The following is a 20986-nucleotide window of genomic DNA, read 5'->3' on the forward strand; positions in this document are numbered from 1 at the left end:
TGAGGGTCTCCGTGAATTGAGAGTCCTTACTCCGTATCGCGCCCCGGTCCGCCGGGACGCTGTAAATCATAAATCACCACATCCCCGGCGGCATGGTTGGCAGCGGGGTATTTTTCGCGCGCAGCTCGAATCGCCTCGCCGCGGGCGCTGTCGTCCGGTTTGTACCTTAAATGATTGTGCCAATAGGCCAGTGCCGATTCGTCGTCCCCCAACTCCTTGTGTAACTGGGACAGGTTGTGGTGTGCGACGACGTTTTCGGAATCGAGATGCAATGTGTGCTGGAACATGTCCGCTGCCGCGCGGAGCAAACGCTCGCGCTCTTTGGTCTCTGAGGGGGCTCGGCAAAGCCGGGCGCGATCAAAGAGGACTTCGCCCAACTGGTTCAGCACGACATAATCGCGACTGAAATCGAATCCACGCTCCGCCAATTCGGGATCTTTGGTTTCGAGTATTCGCCGCAAATGTGTCTCTGCTGCTACTAGATTTCCCAGACGATGTTGCAGCACGCCATTCAGCCACGCGAGTGTCCACCAATTCACAGGCGCATCGTCGCGCGAATCCAGCCCCGCCAGCAATTCCGCCGCCTCAGCCAAACGTCCTTCTTTGAGCAACACGCGGACCAGATTGACCGATCCCTGCCCAAAATCGAGTGGCTGAACCGCGCGAAATGCCGATTCGGCCTGCCGTAATTCCGCTTGTCCGTTGAGCAACAGTCCAATGCCGAAGTCGTTCCAACGCTGCCAAACGGGAATATTAACGTCCTCGTTGTGGTTCGTCGCCGTTGAATTCTCCACGGCAAATCCGACCCGGTCTTCAGCAATGTCGACAATTGGCAATTCTATCTGCGCCAATTCGGGCCGCTGCAAATCGTGACTGACGAATTCCAGCAATTCGCGGTCAAATTTCCGATACCGCAACCGCACATCCACCGTCACCGGTCCTGTGACGTCCTCAGGCAGCATGAAACTGTAGTGCACCGTTTGGGCGGCCCCCGGTGGGATTTCGTGGTTGTAGAGCGGCACAAAGATGTCTTGAGCATTACGGCGGCTTATGCGATTTCCTTGTCGGTCGACGACAAAGGCATTGATAAAATGCGCCCAAGGATCGACACGTCGGTCGTTGTCGAGAGCGCCGCTCCGGCCGATCACGTTTCCCGCACCATCGGTGACACGAATGTCCAACCAGATTTGATTCGAGTCGGCGGTCCCTTGCGTGAAGTGATGTCCCACCAGCAAATTTCGAATCACCGCTTCCAACAAATACGTCGCGCCCGGTTTCAACTCAGGAAGTTCTGGTCGCAGCGGCGCATGCAACGGCCCGTCGATGCGGCCAGCTTCGCGAATTCCAAACAGATCAACGCGCAACGCCCCTTCGAGAACGTTGCGATGCAGTTCGACGACATCCTCCGCGCCGCGCAGCGCCGGCAAGCCGGTATTGGCGGCGGGGAACAGGTGATTGCGGATGCGGGAATCGGTGGCCCCCAGGTCGTGTGATTCCCGTGGCGGCATATGGCAGGTGGCACAATTCTCGGCGGCGTGCGGCGGATAATAAAAACTCCGCGCTCCGTACCCCGAAACGCCGCTTTGCACAAACGAGTCGTAATGGTTTTGCCCCCTCACGAATTTGTAGTCGTTGAGCTGCTCAGGCAAATGTACCTTGTGGCAGGTCCCGCAGAACTCCGGTGTCTTATGTACCGGCTTGAGGAATGTCTGTTTGTGCATTGCCGGTTTGGTCAGCAACAATTGCCGATGCAACCAACTCAGCACTCCGTTGTCGCTGCCGGCGAGTGGATATTGACGTGGCTGGGCGATTGTGTAATCGGCGTTTCCCCGCGTGGTGGTCGTTGCTCCGTGTGCGACTTCCGTGATCGCATGGCACGCCGTGCAGGTCAGCCCCGCCTGAGCGACTGTGCTTTGTGGATCGTCAAAGGCGGCATCGAGCGAATTGCTGAACATTGGGACTGGATCGTGGCAGCCGGCACAAAATTTGAACGCTTGATCGTTGCCATGTTTTTTAATCGCATCGGCCCGAGTTTCTCGTGCCGACGCCAAGTAGACGGGATTGTTGAACGAGCTGAAGCGATGCGCGCTCTGCTGCCAATCGGCATGCACGTCGGCATGGCAGGCTTTGCATTCCGCATCGCGCATCAACGCAGGCGCCGGGATCGGATCGCCTGAGGCCGTACGGGCGAGTGCGGGGTAGTAGGGTAGCTTATCGCTTTCGGGTGACACGGAGACCTCCATCGTGGGCGCCTGTCCGTGTAGAAACGCCAATCCCACCACGCCGAGCGTCGTCGCCCCCACGAATGGAATCACCCCCCAACGCCGCTGGCCAAAAATCGAACGGTGAAATCCCAGCACAAGTCCCAATAACAGCACCGGTACGACAACGTGCGCCCCATACAAAATGGGACGCCAAACCGATTTCGTGATTTGCAATTCTCGACCGTCGCGAAATAATGCGGCGCCGGAAACAAATACAACCAGAATCAGCACACCCACCACCGCCCAGACAGACTGCATCCGCCAATTGCGCTCACGGTACCCGCGCAGACAGCGCCGCGCCGCAATCACCAACAACCCTGCGGTAAAGACCGCGCCGACAAGGATATGCGCTAGAAACGTCCAGAGCCAAAAAAAATTGTCCGTCGTAATCCCCGTGATGGCGCTCATCGCAGCGACGCCGGCGAGGTAAATACCCAGCGCCGCCACGACCACAGCTACGGCGCACCAGAGCACCGTCAAACGGGGTCTTTTTGCAACAAGTGCGCCGTCATCGGATTGTGAGCGATTGCTTGTCATGCTTCTAGCATTTTATACTCAGCCAACCGCTTTGGCCCAGCCGTAGATAATTTTTTCGTCCCGATTCAAGAGAATCCTCGATGCAACTGAATATTAAAGATCATGTCGCCGTCGTGACCGGCGGCGCGAGCGGCATCGGTTTGGCCGTCGCCCGCGGATTCGCCGCCGAAGGAGCCCGCGTCGCTATTTGGGATCTGGCGAAAAACGTCACCACCGCTGCTGCGGATCTGGCAAGCGAATTCGGCGTCGCCACCTGCGGCATCGCGACCGACATCTGCGAAGAGGCCCAAGTCCTGGACGCGGCGGCCGCCACCGCCCGGGAATTGGGGCCAATCGATCACGTGGTCCATTGCGCCGCGATTGGTTCTGGAAAGTTCGGATTCCCGTTTACGAACTTACAGCCGTCTGATTGGCGGGCGACGCTCGAGGTGAACATCATGGGCACCGTCCACGTCGCCCACGCCGTCGCCGAGCCGATGAAGCAACGCAAATCAGGCACGATTGTTTTTATCTCATCGGTCGCCGGGCAAATTGGCTCGCAAACCGATCCGCCCTACAGTGCCTCCAAGGCAGCTGTGATCAACTTTGCCCAATGCACCGCCAAAGATTTAGCGCCGCACTGCATCCGCGTGAATAGCGTCTGCCCCGGCATGGTGCAAACCCCGCTTAACCGCGGCGTCTGGCAAGCCTGGAACGATCAACAACCACCCGATCAACAGCGCACCTACGAAGACTGGGCCGAAGAAAAAATCAAAGCCGTGGTCCCCCTCGGCCAATGGCAAACGCCCGAGGACATCGCCGACATGGTCGTTTTCCTCTCCTCCAACCGCGCCGCCCATGTGACCGGTCAAACGATCAACGTCGACGGCGGGTTTGTGATGCACTGGTGATGGGGGATTCGAGACAGCGAACTAATAATTTCGCAATGCACCTAACGCAGTCTTGGGCTAAAACCGCATAAATGTAGGGCCGGTTTGACCGGCCGCTGTTAGCTAGCGGATACTCTCCGAGCATAGTCGAGGTTTCGTTCAAATCGCTCCCGCAATCGTCCGGCACAGCCGGACCTACCGCAACGTCGACCTTGAATCATCCTATTGAATGACGTTCTGCCAAACAAAAAGTGAGTTCACCGCGACGACTCATTCTGGCTGATCGCATCACAGATTCCATCCCACAGTTCTTGCCGCGCCACTAAACAATCAACCGCTGCTTGTTCAGCCTCTTCCCAAAGTGAAACGTCGGCACCGCAAAGAGACTGAAGCAGACGGGTCGCCATCGGACCGTGCTCGTCTCCATCCAGGCTGATGTGGCGATCTAGATAATACTTGAAATCTTCCAAGGTGCCGCCGCCCTGTGTATTCAACTCATCCACGATGCGCTGAAAGACTTCCGGCAGCAAATCTTCTCGACCAAACGTGAACGCCGAAGCAACGGCACATAGGTTGCCCGTCTCGATGAGTTTGAAGGTCTGTTGCACAAACCGCCGAGCCGCTGGGGGAACTTCCGGAGATTCCATGGCAGCCAGACTCCCGGGGCTTTGACGCAATTCACTCAGAAAGCCGTCAATCCCAGCGGTATTAGCCCCGCACTGTTTCATCGAGTGATGATAAAGCTCGAAATGGCTGGCAATTCCGCCTCGACCATCCTCGTCGGATTCTTCGGCAAGCACAATCTCGTTCACGAGTCGACAGCTCTGTGGGTCGGCGGCGGGAATCCACGGGACTTCGACGCAGCAAAGTTGCCGCTGCAACACCTTGAGCAAAGACATGAAGTCCCATACGGCAAAGACGTGATGTTCCATAAACACCCGCAACGCATCCATGCGATCAATTTCGGCGTAGATGCGATGATTGAGCAATGCGTCCTTCAGCGGAGCGATTCGTTTTTCGATTGTGTAAAGTGGATTCAATGATCTTTTTTCTGCTGTGAGGGAGTCTGGCAGGTTTAGCGAGAGTGATCCTCTAAGGGATCAACACGACACCCCCATGAATCGAACGCCTAAGGCCCGGTCATTTCAGGCCATTATGACGACTCTGTCTATCCCGACAAGTCGCCGCAAACTTCGCCCCGCTCAGACTGTCCGCCTCAACGCAAACGCCGGTTCTCCTTTGACGTACCCAGCGACATAAGTGTAGGGCCGGTTATACCGGCCGCTGCTGGCTGGCGGATACGTTCGAAATATGGTCGAGGTTTCGTTCAAATCGCTCCCGCAGTAGGTGACTGTCATTTGCGTGTCGCTCGCAATATTTCAATTCATCGCCTCCACGAACAATTTGACAATCTGCTTTTCCTCCGGCGTGAATTCTTTTTTCATGCGGCGATTGGAGTTCTCGATTTTTTCGTCGGTGCGAGGTTCCATCGCAAACTCTATGGCAATCTTGCGAATTGTAAAATTTTGAGTCGTTTCATTTTTGATGGCCTGGGATACTTCCAAGGCCTGCTTCAGCGTTACGATTGCTTCCACAGTGCCTCGCATCTGTTTTTGCGACGCGGCAATTTCCCCCAACGCAAACGCCTTACTCCTTGAATTTTCAATCATCTGAGCAAGTTCCAAGGCTTGATTCAGGACGGCCAATGCCTGTTCCTTATCTCCAGCATGAAATAAGATTCTGGAAACACTATTCAATAGCGAGGCTTTCCTGTGCGGGGTTTGGATTGTCTCAGCGACTTCGGTGGCTTGCTTCAAAGTCTCCAAAGCCTGTTTTTGGTCACCCTTCTTAACTTGGGCCGCTGCAATCTCGATCAGTAAGAATGCCTGAGTGCTATCGCTCTCCATTGTTCGGACCGTTTCCACCGCCCTTTCAAAATCTCCAGTCGCTATGTGATAGTGGACAAGATTTCGTTGGACGGTTCTCCTTTCGCGATGGTCGCGAATCGCCTGCACGACTTCTCGTACCCTCTCGTCTTTTCTCGCTTTGACTAGGATCAACACAATGCTATTGAGGGCCGACGCTTTTTGACGCACATTTCTTGACTTTTGTGCGGCTCTGACGGCGTGCCCCAGTGTTTCCAGGGCCTGCTGCTTTTCACCCGCCTCGAATTGAGCTGCTCCAATCTCGGTTAGCGCTCGTGCTCTTTTTCCGTCATCCTCGATTGTCATTGCCATGAATTGAGCCAAGCCGGAAGGTGTTTCCCAGGTATCCGCACCCGCCTTACCCTGATCTGCCAGAGGAAGTGGCTCGAGTGCCGTTGCATTCTTCATCGCCGTAAAAACAATGACAACCATTAACGGCATAATCAAAAAACGACATTGTTTCATGACGCGCATGGCGGCAACCTCCAAATTGATGACCTTGGAAACTCATCGATGGTATTTACGTTGCATTAGCAGTCCTGATGATAAATGGCTATACGTAAATCTGAGTCGTGAATTCACCTAAATATGCTGGCCGGGCACAGTGTCGGGAGACCCGCGCACAAAATTCCCACGCTTTTTCCGTCTGTATCGCGATTTTGCAGCCATACCTTTCGCCCCACCGACAACTCCCGGTATGCTGTCGGTTCGGATCCACAACGAAATTCTACGATCAACGTCATCAATATATGGGACCCACAACCATGACCACGCACCCCGTACTTATCAACGGCGAATGGACGGCTTCGTCCGGCACCGAGACCTTTCAAGCGACCAACCCGACGGTCGCTGAGGCGCTGCCGGATCAATTCCCGGTTAGTCCTTGGGGGGAGATCGAGCAAGCAATTCATGCCGCCGCAGAGGCTGCCAAGCAGATGCGAGGTTGGCCGGGGGCACGGTTTGCCGCATTCCTGGAGAAATACGCCGACCGCATCGATGCACGGGCTGATGAGTTGGCGACGACGGCTCACCAGGAAACCGCCCTTCCCAAAGATGGCCGGTTGGCTGGTATCGAATTGCCCCGCACATCCAATCAACTCCGCCTTGCCGCCGCCGCCGCCCGCGAAGGGACCTGGGCGACCGCTACGATCGACACGGCAACCAACATCCGCGCGATGTACGGACCGATCGGGCCGGTGGTGGTTTTCGGGCCGAATAACTTTCCCTTCGCTTTTAACGGGATCTCGGGTGGCGACTTCGCAGCGGCGATTGCGGCCGGGAATCCGGTGATCGCCAAAGGGCATTCGTCGCACCCCAATACAACGCGCATCTTTGCCGAAGAAGCGTTGCAAGCGGCGCTGGAAACCGACATGCCACCGGCGCTGGTGCAATTGATCTATCGCTGCGATCACGCCGACGGCGCAAAACTCGTCTCGCACCCGATGATGGGAGCGACCGGTTATACCGGCGCACGTTCGGCCGGTTTGTACCTCAAGGAAGCCGCCGACAAAGTCGGCAAGCCGATTTATCTGGAGTTATCCAGCATCAACCCCATCTTCGTCCTACCGGGCGCTTTGGAAGAACGCTGCCAAGACTTGGCTGAAGAGTTCGCCGGCAGTTGCCTGATGGGAACCGGTCAGTTCTGTACTAATCCGGGAGTTGTGGTGTTACCCGCCGGTGAAGCTGCGGAGGAATTCATCGCCGCGGTCACCGAAAAATTCAACTCCGCTCCGGTGGGGACGTTGCTTGGCGAGGGAGTGCAGCACAGCATGGCATCGGGCATCTTCGCTCTGCAATCCGCAGGGGCGCACGTGATTGCCGGCGGTGAATCGGGAGGGGGCAGCGGTTACTCGCATCAGAATACGCTGCTGAAAGTCGACGGTGCCAAATTCCTGGCCGATCCGGAAGGCTTGCAAACCGAGGCGTTCGGCAATTGTTCGCTGTTAGTCATTGCCGAAGACATCGACGAAATGACCGCCATCGCTGACAGTCTGGAAGGTAACCTGACCGGCGCGATTTATAGCGACACCGGCGGGTGTGACGACGATGTCTACGACCAACTGGCGGCTACCGTTCGTCCGCACGTCGGGCGCCTGCTCAACGACAAAATGCCAACCGGCGTGGCGGTCTCTTCGGCGATGAATCACGGCGGTCCCTTCCCAGCGACGGGACACCCGGTCTTCACAGCTGTGGGAATTCCGGCGAGCATCCATCGGTTTTCGATGCTGCAATGCTACGACAACATCCGCCCGCATCGTCTACCGCCCGCATTACAGGATCAACACCCCGGCGGGGGAATGTGGCGGTTGGTCGATGCAACTTGGACCCAGGCGGACGTCTAATTCCCGGCAGGCAATCAAACAGCGTTAATCTATTTACACATAACAAGTTACGTCGACTTGCACCCGTATTTTGATTTCCCGATCGGCTGTGGCCGGTAGGAGGATCCCTGGGAAACTGGTCGCAGAAGGCGCTGGGCGACGAATGTCGCTTGTCGTCGGGCGTCGGCATGCGTACACTACGGCTTGCCTGGGTGGATGCTGCGCCCGGATATCCCGCAAATTTTTTGAAGTCGGCGGCTATTTGGTTAGCCGATCCGCTTCAATGGCGATTTAGACACCGGTCGAAACACCCATGCGGCGGTTTCCCGGTACTTGAACAACAGATGGTGGCACTACGATGAAAGCAGACGTTCATCCCGATTATCACGAAGTCGTCTTTTTGGACGCTTCGTGCGGCGAAAAATTCCTCACGCGGTCGACACTCAAGTCAGACAAAACGATTGAATGGGAAGACGGCAAGACCTACCCGTTGATCACCGTTCCGGTCAGTGCGGCATCGCATCCCTTCTACACGGGCAAAGCCAAGTACGTCGACAGCGCGGGTCGCGTCGAGAAGTTCCAACAAAAATACGGTTGGGACGAACGCCGCAAAGGGTCCAAAGCAAAAGACGATGCAGCGGCGGAGAACAAGACCGAAGAAGCGGCGGCTGAAGGTTAACGCCCACGGCCATAACGGGCTCCGCGCCGTTGTGTGCGAATTGCCCGAAAACGCCTGCGCCGTTTCCTTCAGGTCCAGAGACTTGGTGGCAACGAAGAGACTCGCCATGTGCGGTTATCTTCCGCCAGTCTCTCTTGGTCGCGATAAGTGAAAATCATGTATCCCAGCTTGGAGCAAAAACTGGAACGATTCGAGGAGTTGGAAAAACTTCTCATCGATCCGGAAATCCTCTCCGATACGGCTCAACTGCTCAAGATCCAGCGCGAACATGGCGGCTTAGCCAAAACTGCGCTGATGGTCCGCGAGTATAAGGAACTCGAAGAAAACGTTGTCGCAGTCCGCGAAATGGTCGACGAGGAAAAAGACCCCGAATCCCGGGAATACGCGGAAGCCGAACTTGAGGAACTACTCGCTCGTCAAGCGGTGATTCAGGTGGACCTGGAAGACTTGGTGACGGCCGGCGACGCCGCCACACGGGGCAGTTTGATCATGGAAATCCGTGCTGGTACCGGCGGGGACGAAGCCTCGCTGTTTGCGCGTGACCTGTTCGTGATGTACCTGCGTTTGGCTGAAAACCGCCGGTGGAAGGTTGAAGAACTTGACCGCAGTGAATCCGATGTGGGCGGCATCAAGGCCATCACGTTTTCGGTGAAGGGCGACGGGGCCTTCATGCAGTTGCAATTCGAAAGCGGCGGTCATCGCGTGCAACGCGTTCCCGACACAGAAACGCAAGGCCGCATTCATACCAGCGCCGCCACCGTCGCCGTTCTGCCTGAAGCCGATGAAGTTGAGCTTGAGATCAGTAACGATGAACTGCGAGTTGATACCTATTTTGCCAGCGGTCCCGGCGGGCAAAAAGTCAATAAGACCGCCAGCGCCGTACGGATCACACACTTGCCCACCAATACGGTCGTCAGTTGCCAGGATGAAAAAAGCCAACACAAAAATCGCTCCAAAGCGATGCGCGTCTTGCGAAGCCGGTTGTTGGAAATGAAACAACAACAGGCGCAATCGGAACGGGCCGAACAACGCCGCACGCTGATCGGTTCAGGTGATCGCAGCCAGCGGATTCGGACGTACAACTTTCCGCAAAACCGCCTCTCTGATCACCGCATCAATCTGACGTTGTACAAGCTTGACCAGATCATGCTCGGTAACCTCGACGAACTGATTGAGAATTTGATGGCCTTCGACCGCCAAGAACGTTTGCAAAGCCTCGGCAGCGAAGAGAGCGGTAAGTAGTCGCCTGAATGCGACCCGCTCATTCATTTCGGCTTCGCTTCCCGGCCGTGATAATCGGATTTAAAACCTGTGAGTTCAGACGCACGAACGACGACCGAGACCGACCAGCCGTGGACCGTCGGTCGCGTCATCGACTGGACCACCGGACATCTGAAGAAACATGGCAGCGACACGCCGCGTCTGGACGCCGAAATCCTCTTGGCCCACGCCCGCGCCTGCCCGCGGATTCAACTCTATACGCATTACGACGATGTTCTTGACGACGAGGTTCGCGCCAGCATGCGGGCGCTCGTCACGCGCCGCGCTCAGGCGGAACCGGTCGCCTATTTGGTTGGGCACCGCGAATTCTATGGACTCGATTTGCATGTCTCGTCCGATGTGTTGATTCCGCGGCCCGACACCGAAACATTAGTGCTGGAATTACTCACATTAGCGGCTGGCCGGCCACAACCGCAGATCCTCGAACTGGGAACCGGCTCGGGTTGTATCGCCGTCGCGACCGCGGCGAATTTGCCCGCCGCCAAGATTGTGGCCGTCGATATCAGCCCCGCCGCCTTGAACATCGCCGTCAAGAACGCAACCGCACACAACGTTGCTGAACGCATCGATTTTCTCGAAGGCGATCTCTTCGCTCCGCTGGATTCCGAGGCACAATTCGATTTTGTCATCAGCAATCCGCCCTATATTGCGGATGCCGAATTGGCCCAGCTCGATGCCGATGTCCGCGATCACGAACCCCACTTGGCGCTAGCTGGCGGAGCGGACGGACTGGATGTGATCCGCCGGATTCTTGCAGAAGTTGGCCAACATCTTAAATCGGGCGGGTTTTTGCTGTTGGAAATCGGGTCCGAACAAGGTAACGTTCTGCCTGAATTGATTGCCGCAAGCGGCGATTATTGTGCGGCACGGATCGTCAACGATTTAGCCCATCGCCCGCGCGTCGCGGTTGCAGAGCGGCTTTGAAGATACAAATACAAGTCTTGACCGTATGGGTCGAGGAGGTCCAGGGATGGACATGTTTGTGATACGCGGTGGAACGCCGCTTGCGGGAACCGTCACGATCAATGGCGCTAAGAATGCAGCCTTGCCGATCATGGCGGCTGCATTGGCCTCAAGCGGGCCGTCGGTGCTCCAAGATGTCCCCGATCTGGTCGACGTTCGCACGCTGTGCAAATTGCTCAGCGAGCTGGGCATGAACGTCAATCGCGATGCAAGTGGGGATTTGCGACTCGAAGTCGTCGACGACCGGCCCCATGCCGCCGATTATGAACTCGTCCGCACCATGCGGGCCAGTGTCTGTGTTTTGGGACCATTGCTGGCACGCCGCGGCCGCGCATGCATCTCCCTGCCCGGGGGGTGCAATATCGGTGACCGTCCCATCGACCTGCATCTCAAAGGCCTCGCCGCTTTAGGCGCTGATATTCGAGTTGAGCGGGGTTACGTTATCGCTGAAGCCGGTCGACTGCGCGGCGCACGGATCTATCTGGGTGGACCGTTTGGGAGCACCGTCACCGGCACCTGCAACATCATGGTCGCCGCCGCCTTGGCCCGCGGAAAAACAACGATCGAATCGGCCGCGTGTGAACCGGAAGTCGTCGACTTAGGGAATTATCTCAACAATATGGGCGCCCGCATCTCGGGGTTGGGTACACCGTTTTTAGAAATCGATGGCGTCGAGGAACTGACCGGTACGACTCACCGCATCGTCCCGGACCGGATCGAAGCAGCCACGCTGATGATCGCTGCCGCCGTAACTAACGGTGACGTCGAACTGAAAAACGTACGCTCTCAACATTTAACGGCGGTGCTCGAAAAGCTTTCAGAAATTGGTGTGAAGATTGCCAACGTGGGCGAGAACCGTCTCCGCATCACAACCAGCGGAGAGCTGCGCGCTGCGGATTGCATCGCCCTGCCCTACCCCGGCATCCCGACCGATGTGCAAGCGCAACTGATGTCGCTGCTCGCCTGCACACCGGGAATCAGCGTAATCACGGACAAAGTCTTTCCCGATCGTTTCATGCATGCCGCCGAATTGGCCCGGATGGGCGCGATGATTCGCCGCGAAGGTCCGTCGGCGATCATCAATGGCGCCGGTCAACTCAGCGGGGCCGCCGTAATGGCCTCCGATCTACGCGCCAGCGCAGCGCTCGTTATCGCCGGCTTGTCCGCCCAAGGGGATTCAGCGATCCGCCGCATCTACCATTTGGACCGTGGATACGAGCGGCTGGAACGCAAATTGCGACAACTCGGTGCCCACATCGAACGGGTCGAAGACCGCGCCGACACCTTCCCACACAGCCTGCGCCTGGACCAGCCGCAAACCGCCGCCGAACTCACCGGCCCGCATTGGTCGCATCCGATCGCCAACACGACGTCCCAAAAACGTTCAGCGTAGCCGGACCGTGGGCACCGCTCTCAACCACACCGCCCGCGTTCTGGCGTTTCGTCCTCTTCAGCGTTACATTGGGGGTTCATGAGACGTTGTGCCGTAATTACTGTTTGCGAAAGGTTGATTGACTGTGGATGCGAATATTGTGTTGTTGCCGGGCGATGGAATTGGGCCGGAGATCATTGAGCAAGGACAACTCGTTTTAGAAGCCGTCGCCAAACGGTTTGGGCATTCGTTTCAATTCACCAGTTGCCCCATGGGCGGCAATGCCATCGACAGCCACGGCACGCCGCTGCCCGACGAGACACTCGCCGCTTGCCGCAAAGCCGATGCGATTCTTTTGGGTGCGGTCGGCGGTCCAAAGTGGGACGACCCCAATGCCAAGACGCGTCCCGAAGCGGGACTGTTGTCGCTCCGCAAAGAACTCCAACTGTTCGCCAACCTGCGGCCGATCAAACCATACAAACAACTCATCGATGCTTCGCCGCTGAAGCGCGAGATCATTGAAGGGACCGACATTCTCTTCCTGCGCGAATTGACCGGCGGCATTTATTTCGGCGACTCGGGGGTCAAGCCGCATGCCAGTGGCGAAGAAGCCTATAGCATGATGGTCTACAACACCGAAGAGGTGGCCCGCATCGTGCGACTCGCCGCCAAAGCGGCGCAACTGCGCAGCGGTCGCGTGACGTCGGTCGACAAAGCCAACGTGTTGGAGGTTTCGCGACTCTGGCGGCGCGTGGCGGCGCAGGTCATGGCTGACGAATTTCCGGACATCCAATACGACGTCGTGTTGGTCGATGCGATGGCCATGCACCTCATTTCGCGACCGCGTGATTTTGATGTGGTCGTCACCGGCAATATGTTTGGCGATATTCTCACCGACGAAGGGAGCATGCTGCCCGGTTCGTTGGGCATGTTGCCGTCGGCATCGTTGGGCGAAGCGGGACCGGGGTTGTATGAACCGATTCACGGTTCCGCACCGGACATCGCCAGCCAGGGCATTGCCAATCCACTAGCCACAATTTTGGCCGCCGCGATGGCGCTACACCATTCGCTGGGTTTGACGGAAGAAGCCGCCGCGATCGATGCAGCCGTCGAAGCAGTCCTAGACGCCGGCCACCGCACCGCAGACATCGCAGCCGGCGGCAAATGCCTATCGACCGAACAAATGGGCGCAGCGGTGCTGGCAGTGTTGGGTTGATTGCGACATGCGGTTGTAGATGTTCAGATCATCGAACATCTAGTGTCGCAACAATGGGAAATCAAATGAAACGGATGGGCGCGACGAAACGCGCCCATCCGTTTTTTTCTGATCACTTCGAGAGCGCAGCGGCATGGTCTGCAAGTTTTTTCTTGATTGCGTCGAGATTGAAACTCGCACCTTCTTGCATCGGTGGGAATTCGATAGCTGTTTTTGCCAATTTAGCAACCTCTTCTTGCACAAAAACAAACCGCCAGAATTCATACGCCCACCAGTTGTAGGCAGCCATCGACTGACCGATCGTTGTCCGCTCGAACGGATCGAGACGTAGATTGACGATTCCCGGCCAACCGGCTGACACTTTCGGACCAAACCAACCGTCCGGCTGATTCAGAAATGTATACTTGAAGTTGCCAACACGAGCCGCTCCCAAACTACTTTCCGCAAAATACCAGAGTTCGTTGCGGGCAGATTTGGCGCCTGTGCTCAGCATGTCCGTCTGGTCATAGCCATCCAAATGCACTTTATACTCTTTGCCATTGAGTTTTTTGCCCTGCTTGAGCTCCTCATTGATGTCTGGATTTCCTGCTGCCGCTACGAAAGTTGGCAACCAATCCATACCTGACATCACACCGTTGATGACTTGGTTTGGTTTCACTGTGCCGGGCCAGCGCAGGACCATGGGCACACGAAAGCCCCCTTCTTGGACCATGCCCTTAGCGCCCGCAAATGGCGTTTGACCGCCGTCAGGCCACGTGAAGTTTTCCGTTCCGTTGTCGGTAGTGACACCCACAATCGTGTTGTCGGCCACTCCGATTTTTTTCAGGTGTGCCATCACGGCGCCGACGACATCATCAAACTGCGCCATGCCGGCCTCTTCAATCGTCCATTCGTTTTCAGCGGTACGCATGCCTTCGTACTTTTCGTTGAGGTGTGTCACAACGTGCATGCGTGTTGGATTCAGCCAGACGAAAAATGGCTTGCCCTCCGCGTGGGCTTTGTCGATAAAGGCAAGGGTCAGTTTGAGGATTTCGTCATCGACATCCTCCATGTTGTGTTTTATGCCTTTGATCGGGTGGGGCGGAAGTGGACCTTCGTCGACAATTTTTTGCTTGCCTACCTTGCCCCAACGCGGATCGACGGTCGTGTCGTCTTTGTCCGTCGCCCAGGTATGCAAGAGATTGCGCGGCCCGTATTTCTCCTTAAGTTCTTGCGGGTAGCCCGGGTGAAACGGGTCTTCCATGGCATCCAGGTGGTACAGGTATCCGAAAAACTCGTCGAAGCCGTGCAGTGTCGGCAGAAACTCATTCCGGTCCCCTAAGTGGTTTTTGCCAAACTGGCCAGTGGCATATCCCATATCCTTTAGCACGGTGGCGATTGTGGGCGCGGCTGCGGGCATGCCAATCTTTGCACCTGCTTGACCGACTGTCGTCAAACCTGTGCGGATGGGAAGTTGGCCGGTGATAAAGTTCGCTCGACCCGCCGTGCAACTTGCTTCTGCATAGTAGTCTGTAAAAATCGCGCCTTCGCGCGCAAGCTGATCGATGTTCGGCGTTCGGCCAGCCATCATACCGCGATGATAGGCCCCGATGTTCCACATGCCGATGTCGTCACCCATGATCATGATGATGTTCGGCTGTTTTTTCGCCTGCCCAGCCGCAGACGTTGCCACGGCTTGTGCTGCGGGTAACACCACATTGCTGTGTGCGAACTGATTGCTTAGGTCCCCTTGAACAGCGACCGGACTTGCCGTTTCACCAACTGTGACCTCAGGCGTCGCGGCATTGGCGTTCACGTCGACCTCTGTGTTGGAATCAGCGGCGACATAGCCGAACAATACTCCCAGGGCGAGTGTGCAGTAAATTCGAAACCGTTGCGTCTTCATAGCTACCCTTCGGAAATGAATGGACGTAGAGTTGAGTCATCGATGTAGTGAAAACTATTTGAACACGACTTTGGTGAAATTCATATTAAAAAATTCGTGCAAATCCCGTAAATAATGAATCAGCCAATACAATCTCCCTGCCGGTTCATATGTTTATATGACGATCCGGTCGTCGCGTTTACGGCCGCTCAGCTGCAAGCAACTGGTTATCGTTTAACGAATTTCTGTCCGGTCATTGAGGCCAAGGCGCAAAGGCGCTTACTCCCGATTGGAAAGAAATCTCAAGCGTTGGATTCATCGATGTAGAATCGCAATGTTCTCACCGTAACAATATGCAGGCCGTGATCGGAAATTGCCTGTGTTCTGATCAGTCCAAATAAGCCGCCACAACATGCGAATGACATACAGCGGGGAGAGCTGCTCGAACGAGACTGATAGAGAAAAAATCCAAGAACGACACATCTGACTATAGTGAGCACAATCCCATGATGAAATCGGCTGCCCGCGTGCTCGGTTGGAGCATAATGACTCTTCTGGCTTTGTTAGTGGCGATCACGTCGTTCCGGTACTTTTCATTGAATCCCGACACCTATTTCGAACAAAACCGCGCGGTCTACGTCGACCACCCAATCTCGTTGCTGAGCCACATCGGAGGTGGAGTTGTAGCAATCGTGATTGGGCCGTTTCAATTCTGGAAGCGGTTTAGGAATCGTCACCTGCAGTTGCACCGATTCTTGGGTGGCGTTTACCTTGCCGCCACTGTCGGATTTGGGGCGATCGGCGGCCTATTCCTTGCTCCCCATTCTTACGGGGGGCTCTCGACCCATTTCGGCTTTGGGATGCTGGCAGCGCTGTGGTTGCTGACCGGTACGTTGGCCTTCTGGTCAATCCTTCATGGCCGTGTGTCTCAGCATCGGGAATGGATGATTCGTAGCTACGCGCTAACCTTCGCTGCCGTGACTCTCCGGTTGTGGATTCCCGTCCTCGTCATACTTGGGTTCGAGTTTGAGGAAGTCTATCAGACAGTGGCCTGGATCGCCTGGGTACCGAATTTGATTGCCACGGAATGCTTTCTCGGTATGACAAAGCGATCTGCATCGCATGTATCGACGTCGGCGGTCGACAAATGAGTGCCCGACAGGTTGAGTGCGACCTTCAATCAAACCAACCGTTGCGCTTCAGATACAGTCCCATTCCAAATAGAGTGGCCAGCATGATGCCGATGACAATGAGATATCCGGTCGGGATGCCCATGCCGGGCAAGTCGGTGAAATTCATGCCGTAAATGCCCGAAATGAGCGTCAACGGCAGGAAGATCGCCGGCAGCAGTGTCAGCATGCGCAAGCGGTTTTCTACCTTTTGCTGAACGGTCGCGTCGTAGGTGCCCTGCAGGTCGGCGACGCGGGATTGAGCGCCTGCGATCATTTGGCCGGCGACCTCTGCCAGTCGCAATTGTTCGCCGAAAAGTCTCGACGTCCCGGTGAATTGCAACGATTTCGACTCGACAGTTCGCAAGACGCCGGCGCAGTAGGTATGGTCGTCGTGCACCGTCGCATGGTGGCTAATCCTTCGTCGCATCTCGGCGATCTGCTGAGGATCAATCTGCTCAGGATCGCGGTCGAGCGCCATGGCAAGTTCTTCGGCCTCGGTACGCACATCCAGAGCGGCGTCCAGGTTTTTCTTACCGATGGAGGTCAACAAGTGATACAGCAAGGCCGATGCACTTCGTTCGAACAGCTGCACCTCCTCATTTAAGTCATCGATCACGTCCTTAATGGAATGCACGAAGTCGCGATGGATACTGATCACGGTTGTCGGCAAGTACAGGACGGATACGTACGGTTTGGAGTACACGTCCCAGCCCAGATGCGTGGGCAGCTCAAGACAAAAACGCATCGCTCCGCGAAATAAACCGCGCCGTCCGTTCCGTAGCAAGGCAAGCTGCGAGAATGGAAGCGGGTAGGTTGTAAGGCGCGAACACATCTTTCAATTCGTCGATTGTGGTATCTTTGATATCGATCCAACGATGTGTCTCATCGTCGACCCATTCAGCTGACAGTTTGGTTTTTGGCAGCGACTCCACCACGATCGCTCGGTGAAGCGCCGAAAATCAGCTCGCCTCAGGCAAAATGGCTGTCCCATGCGTTTGATAACCGGCCGTTAGCGTTGGTCCATCGGCACGTAGGTGCGCTCGTTGGGTCCCGTGTAAACTTGGCGGGGCCGATTGATGCGGCTGCCGGGATCTTGCCGCAGTTCTTTCCAATGGGCAATCCAACCCGGCAAACGTCCCAGGGCGAACATGACTGTGAACATCGCTGAGGGAATTCCCATGGCGCGGTACAGGATGCCGCTGTAGAAATCGACGTTGGGATACAACTTGCGCTCAATGAAATATTCGTCACTCAGAGCGACCTCTTCCAGGCCTTTGGCAATATTCAGCAGCGGATCGTCGATACCCATCGTTTTGATCACGTTGTCGGCCGCCTTGCGAAGGAACGTCGCGCGGGGATCAAAGTTCTTATAAACACGATGGCCAAAGCCCATCAGACGAAACTCATCGTCCTTGTCCTTGGCGAGATTGACATATTTCATATAGTCGCCGCCATCTTGCTGAATCATCTCCAACATTTCCAACACCTTTTGATTCGCTCCGCCATGTAGCGGTCCCGATAAGGCGCCGATGCCGGCGGAGATCGAGGCAAAAAAGTTGGCTTGGCTGCTGGCGACCATTCGCACCGTCGAGGTGCTGCAATTCTGTTCGTGATCCGCATGCAGAATCAACAGCATGTTCAGGGCGTTGGCCAATTCCGGCGGGACATCGTAGGTTGTCGTTGGCATGGCAAACATCATGTGCAGAAAGTTGGCGCAGTAAGACAAATCATCCCGGGGATAGATAAACGGTTGGCCGATCGATTTTTTGTAGGCGTAAGCTGCAATGGTTTTGGCTTTGGCGAGCAGACGAATGACATTCATGTCGTCGTCTTCAGCAAGTTCCGGGTAGTAGGTCGACATCGAGGCGACCATGGCCGAGAGAATCGCCATCGGGTGGGCAGACGGCCGAAAACCCTCGAAGAACTTTTTCATGTCTTCGTGGATCATGCTGTGAAAGGTCAATTGTTGACGGAAATTCGACAATTGCTCTAGGTTGGGAAGCTCGCCGTAAATGAGCAGGTAGCTGATTTCCGGGAAGGTGGCGGATTCGGCAAGCTGCTCGATGGGATATCCGCGATACCGTAAAATTCCCTCTTCGCCGTTGATGAACGTGATTGCGCTTTCGCAGGAACCGGTGTTGCCGTAACCGGAATCCAGCGTGATGATATCGGCGTCGGACCTGAGACTGGTGATGTCGACTGCGCGCTCCCCCTCGGACCCCGTAATCACCGGAAGCTCGTATTCCTGACCGTCCAGAACCAACTTAGCCGTCCCCATCGTCATTCCCCTTGCCTACTGGCCATCAAGGTCTGTTGAGTATCCCGTGAACGTGTTTCGCTCTTTTTGAATCGGCAATCATCGCTGCTGCCGGTTGCGGGAGCAGGCTGTCATCCCGGTAGGACCCGAAATTGCTGGGCAGACCCCGACTACCCTTCGGAACCAAAGCCACACTCCAATAATACGAACCTGCCGGGAAATGATCGAGCCAAAAAGGCATTTCCGTTCAGTTCTTCTGACTCAAATTCCCCGATTTTGCTGGAAAATTCAATAGCTTCCGCCACGCCGACCTGGTCGTAGTAGACGGTTAAGCCGATCTGCACAACATTGTCGCGAATCACGGTCCGATTGCCCTGGACGTCGTACTCACACTCATAACGCGGCCGCACCGGTTGTAGTGTCAATCGATTAGGTAAATCTGGTGCAGGAATTCATCAAACGCATACGCTACTACAGACGCACCTTCGGAAATCGCGATAAGTTCACCATCGACCTCCTCTCTATCAACGTCTTCAGTATGCCACCCAAGCACTTGCCCTCGGTCATCACCGCTCAAAGAAATACAGTACAGCCCTCCGTCGCACTGGGCAATTGGCAATAGGCGTGGCGGCAGATCGAACTCAGCAACATTGGTTTCATATACAGGCCGTAATGGATAACAGCTATTCTCACGAATTCCAAAAAAATAAGACACGTTCAAGGTGATGTCCGGCTCATCAATGAGCCGGCAGTCCCATTGCCGCGATCGCCAACAGGCATCGCCATAAAATTGCAGAAAATGCCGATAACCGTCTGGAATTGGATCAGGAAGAATCGCTTCCAGTTGCGACAAGTCGTGTTCTGTTAACGGAAGAGCACTATCGTATCTTTGACAAGTGCCGCGTTTTTTGCTTCGCCCTGGCGATTGCAAAAGAAAACCCGCCTCTAGCCGTTTCATGTCATCGTCGTATTTGTTGCTCATGCCAATTACACCTTGCCTACGGGCGCTCACCCGGAAAAGTCACACGGCTACTGACGACGGCACCGCGCTCATCCTGCACTGTGAAAAACCAAGCCGTCGCGTTTTCTGGAGGAGCTGCGGCCACGACCTGTTGCCCTTCAATCGTTGCCGGAATCGATTTCCACTTCCGCTTGTTGATTTCCACTGTGTCGGTCGTGTAATGCAGCTCTGCCTTGGTGATCTTCGCAGGGCCTTGCCAGCGGAGCGATGCTTGGCCGTCTTTGACCATCAGCATGTCGAGCTTGGGTAGTGGATCGGCGCCGCGCAGGTGTTGGTCCACAAACAGACCGATTTCTTGCGGAGCCCAACCGGGGGGATGACCGTGAGGCATGTTCACGGTGACGCGTAATTGCTTGGGGCTGGGGACGGCATCGAAACTTTTCATGTAGCTGTCCAGCGGATAGGCGAAGTCATTGGTGCCGTTGACGAACAGGATCGGCATCGAAACGGCAGGCAAGTATTGCGATGGATCCCAAAGCTGCACCCAGCGGTCGCGTTGCGCCGGTTCCATCTTCGCCATACGCGGAACCCAGGCACTGTTCTCCTGCAGAAATCCACAACCATAGACGGGGACGGCGACTTTGAAGCGGTTATCGACGCCCGACACGATGCAGGTCAGGTAGCCGCCCCAACTGATTCCCGTAACAGCCGTGCGCTGCGGATCAACGCCGGGAAAGCTGCGAATCAGTGAATGCGCGCGGATCGCGTTGGCGACCGCATGATAGGGCCATTGCTCCTTGGCCGGCTTGTCGATGCTGCCGAACTTTTCTTCGTCCCCTTGATTCGGTCCGCCATCATCCAGGCGTGTGCGATTGCGACCATCGTGTGGATTTTTCCCCTCAACCGGTCGGTGCCCGGCTAAGTCCATAGCGATCGCGGCATAACCCCGCTTGGCCCACAGCTCCGCCCATTCTTTGAACGCCGTTCCGCCCCCACCATGCAGCAGCACCACAGCAGGCAAGTTTTTATCGAGCGACGAATCGCCCGCCAGCGTGCCGGGTGTGGCGTAGTAAGCGAAGACCCGCGTCGGTTGGCCGCCATACGGTTCACCGGCATAAAACAACGACCGCACGGGACTTTGCTCATCGACCCATTCAAAGCTAGGCTGCTGGCTGAGTGTCTCCAAGTCCCACGGCATCGTCTCGGGCAATTGGGGAGACGGTTTGATGGCCGAGTCCGCCAGCGCGACGGTGGGAATCCATAAAAGTGCAGCGACGGTAAAAATTGTTGGGAGGTTCTGCATAG

18 protein-coding genes are annotated in these 20986 nt (G+C 55.9%); 8 read left to right on the top strand and 10 right to left on the bottom strand.

Annotated elements, in window-relative coordinates; genetic code table 11:
- Window positions 1–26 precede the first annotated feature (26 nt).
- Window positions 27–2801, bottom strand: a complete 2775-nt coding sequence (locus CA54_RS08535; protein WP_146370376.1) for a multiheme c-type cytochrome — start codon at window positions 2799–2801, stop codon at window positions 27–29.
- Window positions 2802–2881: 80 nt separating this feature from the next.
- On the opposite strand from CA54_RS08535, the gene CA54_RS08540 reads away from it, so the two are divergent.
- Window positions 2882–3691, top strand: coding sequence for an SDR family NAD(P)-dependent oxidoreductase (locus CA54_RS08540; RefSeq protein ID WP_146370377.1), 810 nt, complete (start codon window positions 2882–2884; stop codon window positions 3689–3691).
- A gap of 236 nt (window positions 3692–3927) precedes the next feature.
- On the opposite strand, the gene CA54_RS08545 is transcribed toward CA54_RS08540, so the two are convergent.
- The gene (locus CA54_RS08545; protein ID WP_146370378.1) at window positions 3928–4710 is read right to left on the bottom strand and encodes a DUF3050 domain-containing protein; all 783 of its coding nucleotides are present in this window, start codon (window positions 4708–4710) and stop codon (window positions 3928–3930) included.
- 339 nt (window positions 4711–5049) lie between these two features.
- Complete coding sequence (locus CA54_RS08550) at window positions 5050–6069, bottom strand: tetratricopeptide repeat protein (protein WP_146370379.1); 1020 nt, start codon at window positions 6067–6069, stop codon at window positions 5050–5052.
- A 290-nt stretch (window positions 6070–6359) separates the two neighbouring features.
- On the opposite strand from CA54_RS08550, the gene CA54_RS08555 reads away from it, so the two are divergent.
- From CA54_RS08555 to leuB, 6 genes are all read left to right on the top strand, one after another.
- Entirely contained in the window at window positions 6360–7937 is a 1578-nt protein-coding gene (locus CA54_RS08555; protein ID WP_146370380.1) for an aldehyde dehydrogenase (NADP(+)), read from the top strand.
- A gap of 337 nt (window positions 7938–8274) precedes the next feature.
- Window positions 8275–8595, top strand: coding sequence for a type B 50S ribosomal protein L31 (locus CA54_RS08560; RefSeq protein ID WP_146370381.1), 321 nt, complete (start codon window positions 8275–8277; stop codon window positions 8593–8595).
- 156 nt (window positions 8596–8751) lie between these two features.
- Window positions 8752–9837, top strand: coding sequence for a peptide chain release factor 1 (prfA, locus tag CA54_RS08565; RefSeq protein ID WP_146370382.1), 1086 nt, complete (start codon window positions 8752–8754; stop codon window positions 9835–9837).
- A gap of 69 nt (window positions 9838–9906) precedes the next feature.
- Window positions 9907–10800: a peptide chain release factor N(5)-glutamine methyltransferase gene (gene prmC / locus CA54_RS08570; RefSeq protein ID WP_146370383.1), complete on the top strand. Its 894-nt coding sequence runs from the start codon at window positions 9907–9909 to the stop codon at window positions 10798–10800.
- A 46-nt stretch (window positions 10801–10846) separates the two neighbouring features.
- Complete coding sequence (gene murA / locus CA54_RS08575; RefSeq protein WP_146370384.1) at window positions 10847–12232, top strand: UDP-N-acetylglucosamine 1-carboxyvinyltransferase; 1386 nt, start codon at window positions 10847–10849, stop codon at window positions 12230–12232.
- Between the two features lie 124 nt (window positions 12233–12356).
- Window positions 12357–13427 carry a 3-isopropylmalate dehydrogenase gene (leuB, locus tag CA54_RS08580; RefSeq protein ID WP_146370385.1) on the top strand — a complete coding sequence of 357 codons (1071 nt, stop codon included), beginning with the start codon at window positions 12357–12359 and terminating at the stop codon, window positions 13425–13427.
- Window positions 13428–13539: 112 nt separating this feature from the next.
- Here leuB and CA54_RS08585 read toward each other — a convergent pair whose 3' ends face one another.
- A complete protein-coding gene (locus CA54_RS08585; RefSeq protein ID WP_146370386.1) occupies window positions 13540–15312 on the bottom strand; it encodes an arylsulfatase in 1773 nt (590 codons plus the stop codon).
- A 485-nt stretch (window positions 15313–15797) separates the two neighbouring features.
- Here CA54_RS08585 and CA54_RS08590 point away from each other — a divergent pair, with 485 nt between their 5' ends.
- Window positions 15798–16442, top strand: a complete 645-nt coding sequence (locus CA54_RS08590; protein WP_146370387.1) for a DUF2306 domain-containing protein — start codon at window positions 15798–15800, stop codon at window positions 16440–16442.
- A gap of 25 nt (window positions 16443–16467) precedes the next feature.
- Here CA54_RS08590 and CA54_RS08595 read toward each other — a convergent pair whose 3' ends face one another.
- The 6 genes from CA54_RS08595 to CA54_RS08615 form a co-directional block, all read right to left on the bottom strand.
- On the bottom strand, window positions 16468–17208 hold the full coding sequence (locus CA54_RS08595) for a CorA family divalent cation transporter (RefSeq protein ID WP_197532300.1): 741 nt from the start codon (window positions 17206–17208) through the stop codon (window positions 16468–16470).
- On the bottom strand, window positions 17192–17398 hold the full coding sequence (locus tag CA54_RS29205; protein ID WP_197532301.1) for a hypothetical protein: 207 nt from the start codon (window positions 17396–17398) through the stop codon (window positions 17192–17194). The genes CA54_RS08595 and CA54_RS29205 overlap by 17 nt, the downstream gene beginning before the upstream one ends.
- 74 nt (window positions 17399–17472) lie before the next feature.
- Window positions 17473–18741 carry a citrate synthase gene (locus CA54_RS08600; protein ID WP_146370389.1) on the bottom strand — a complete coding sequence of 423 codons (1269 nt, stop codon included), beginning with the start codon at window positions 18739–18741 and terminating at the stop codon, window positions 17473–17475.
- 149 nt (window positions 18742–18890) lie between these two features.
- The gene (locus CA54_RS08605; protein ID WP_146370390.1) at window positions 18891–19082 is read right to left on the bottom strand and encodes a hypothetical protein; all 192 of its coding nucleotides are present in this window, start codon (window positions 19080–19082) and stop codon (window positions 18891–18893) included.
- Window positions 19083–19141: 59 nt separating this feature from the next.
- On the bottom strand, window positions 19142–19702 hold the full coding sequence (locus CA54_RS08610; protein WP_146370391.1) for an SMI1/KNR4 family protein: 561 nt from the start codon (window positions 19700–19702) through the stop codon (window positions 19142–19144).
- A gap of 16 nt (window positions 19703–19718) precedes the next feature.
- Entirely contained in the window at window positions 19719–20984 is a 1266-nt protein-coding gene (locus CA54_RS08615; RefSeq protein WP_146370392.1) for an alpha/beta hydrolase family protein, read from the bottom strand.
- Window positions 20985–20986 lie beyond the last annotated feature (2 nt).

This window comes from Symmachiella macrocystis, assembly GCF_007860075.1.
Lineage (GTDB): Bacteria > Planctomycetota > Planctomycetia > Planctomycetales > Planctomycetaceae > Symmachiella > Symmachiella macrocystis.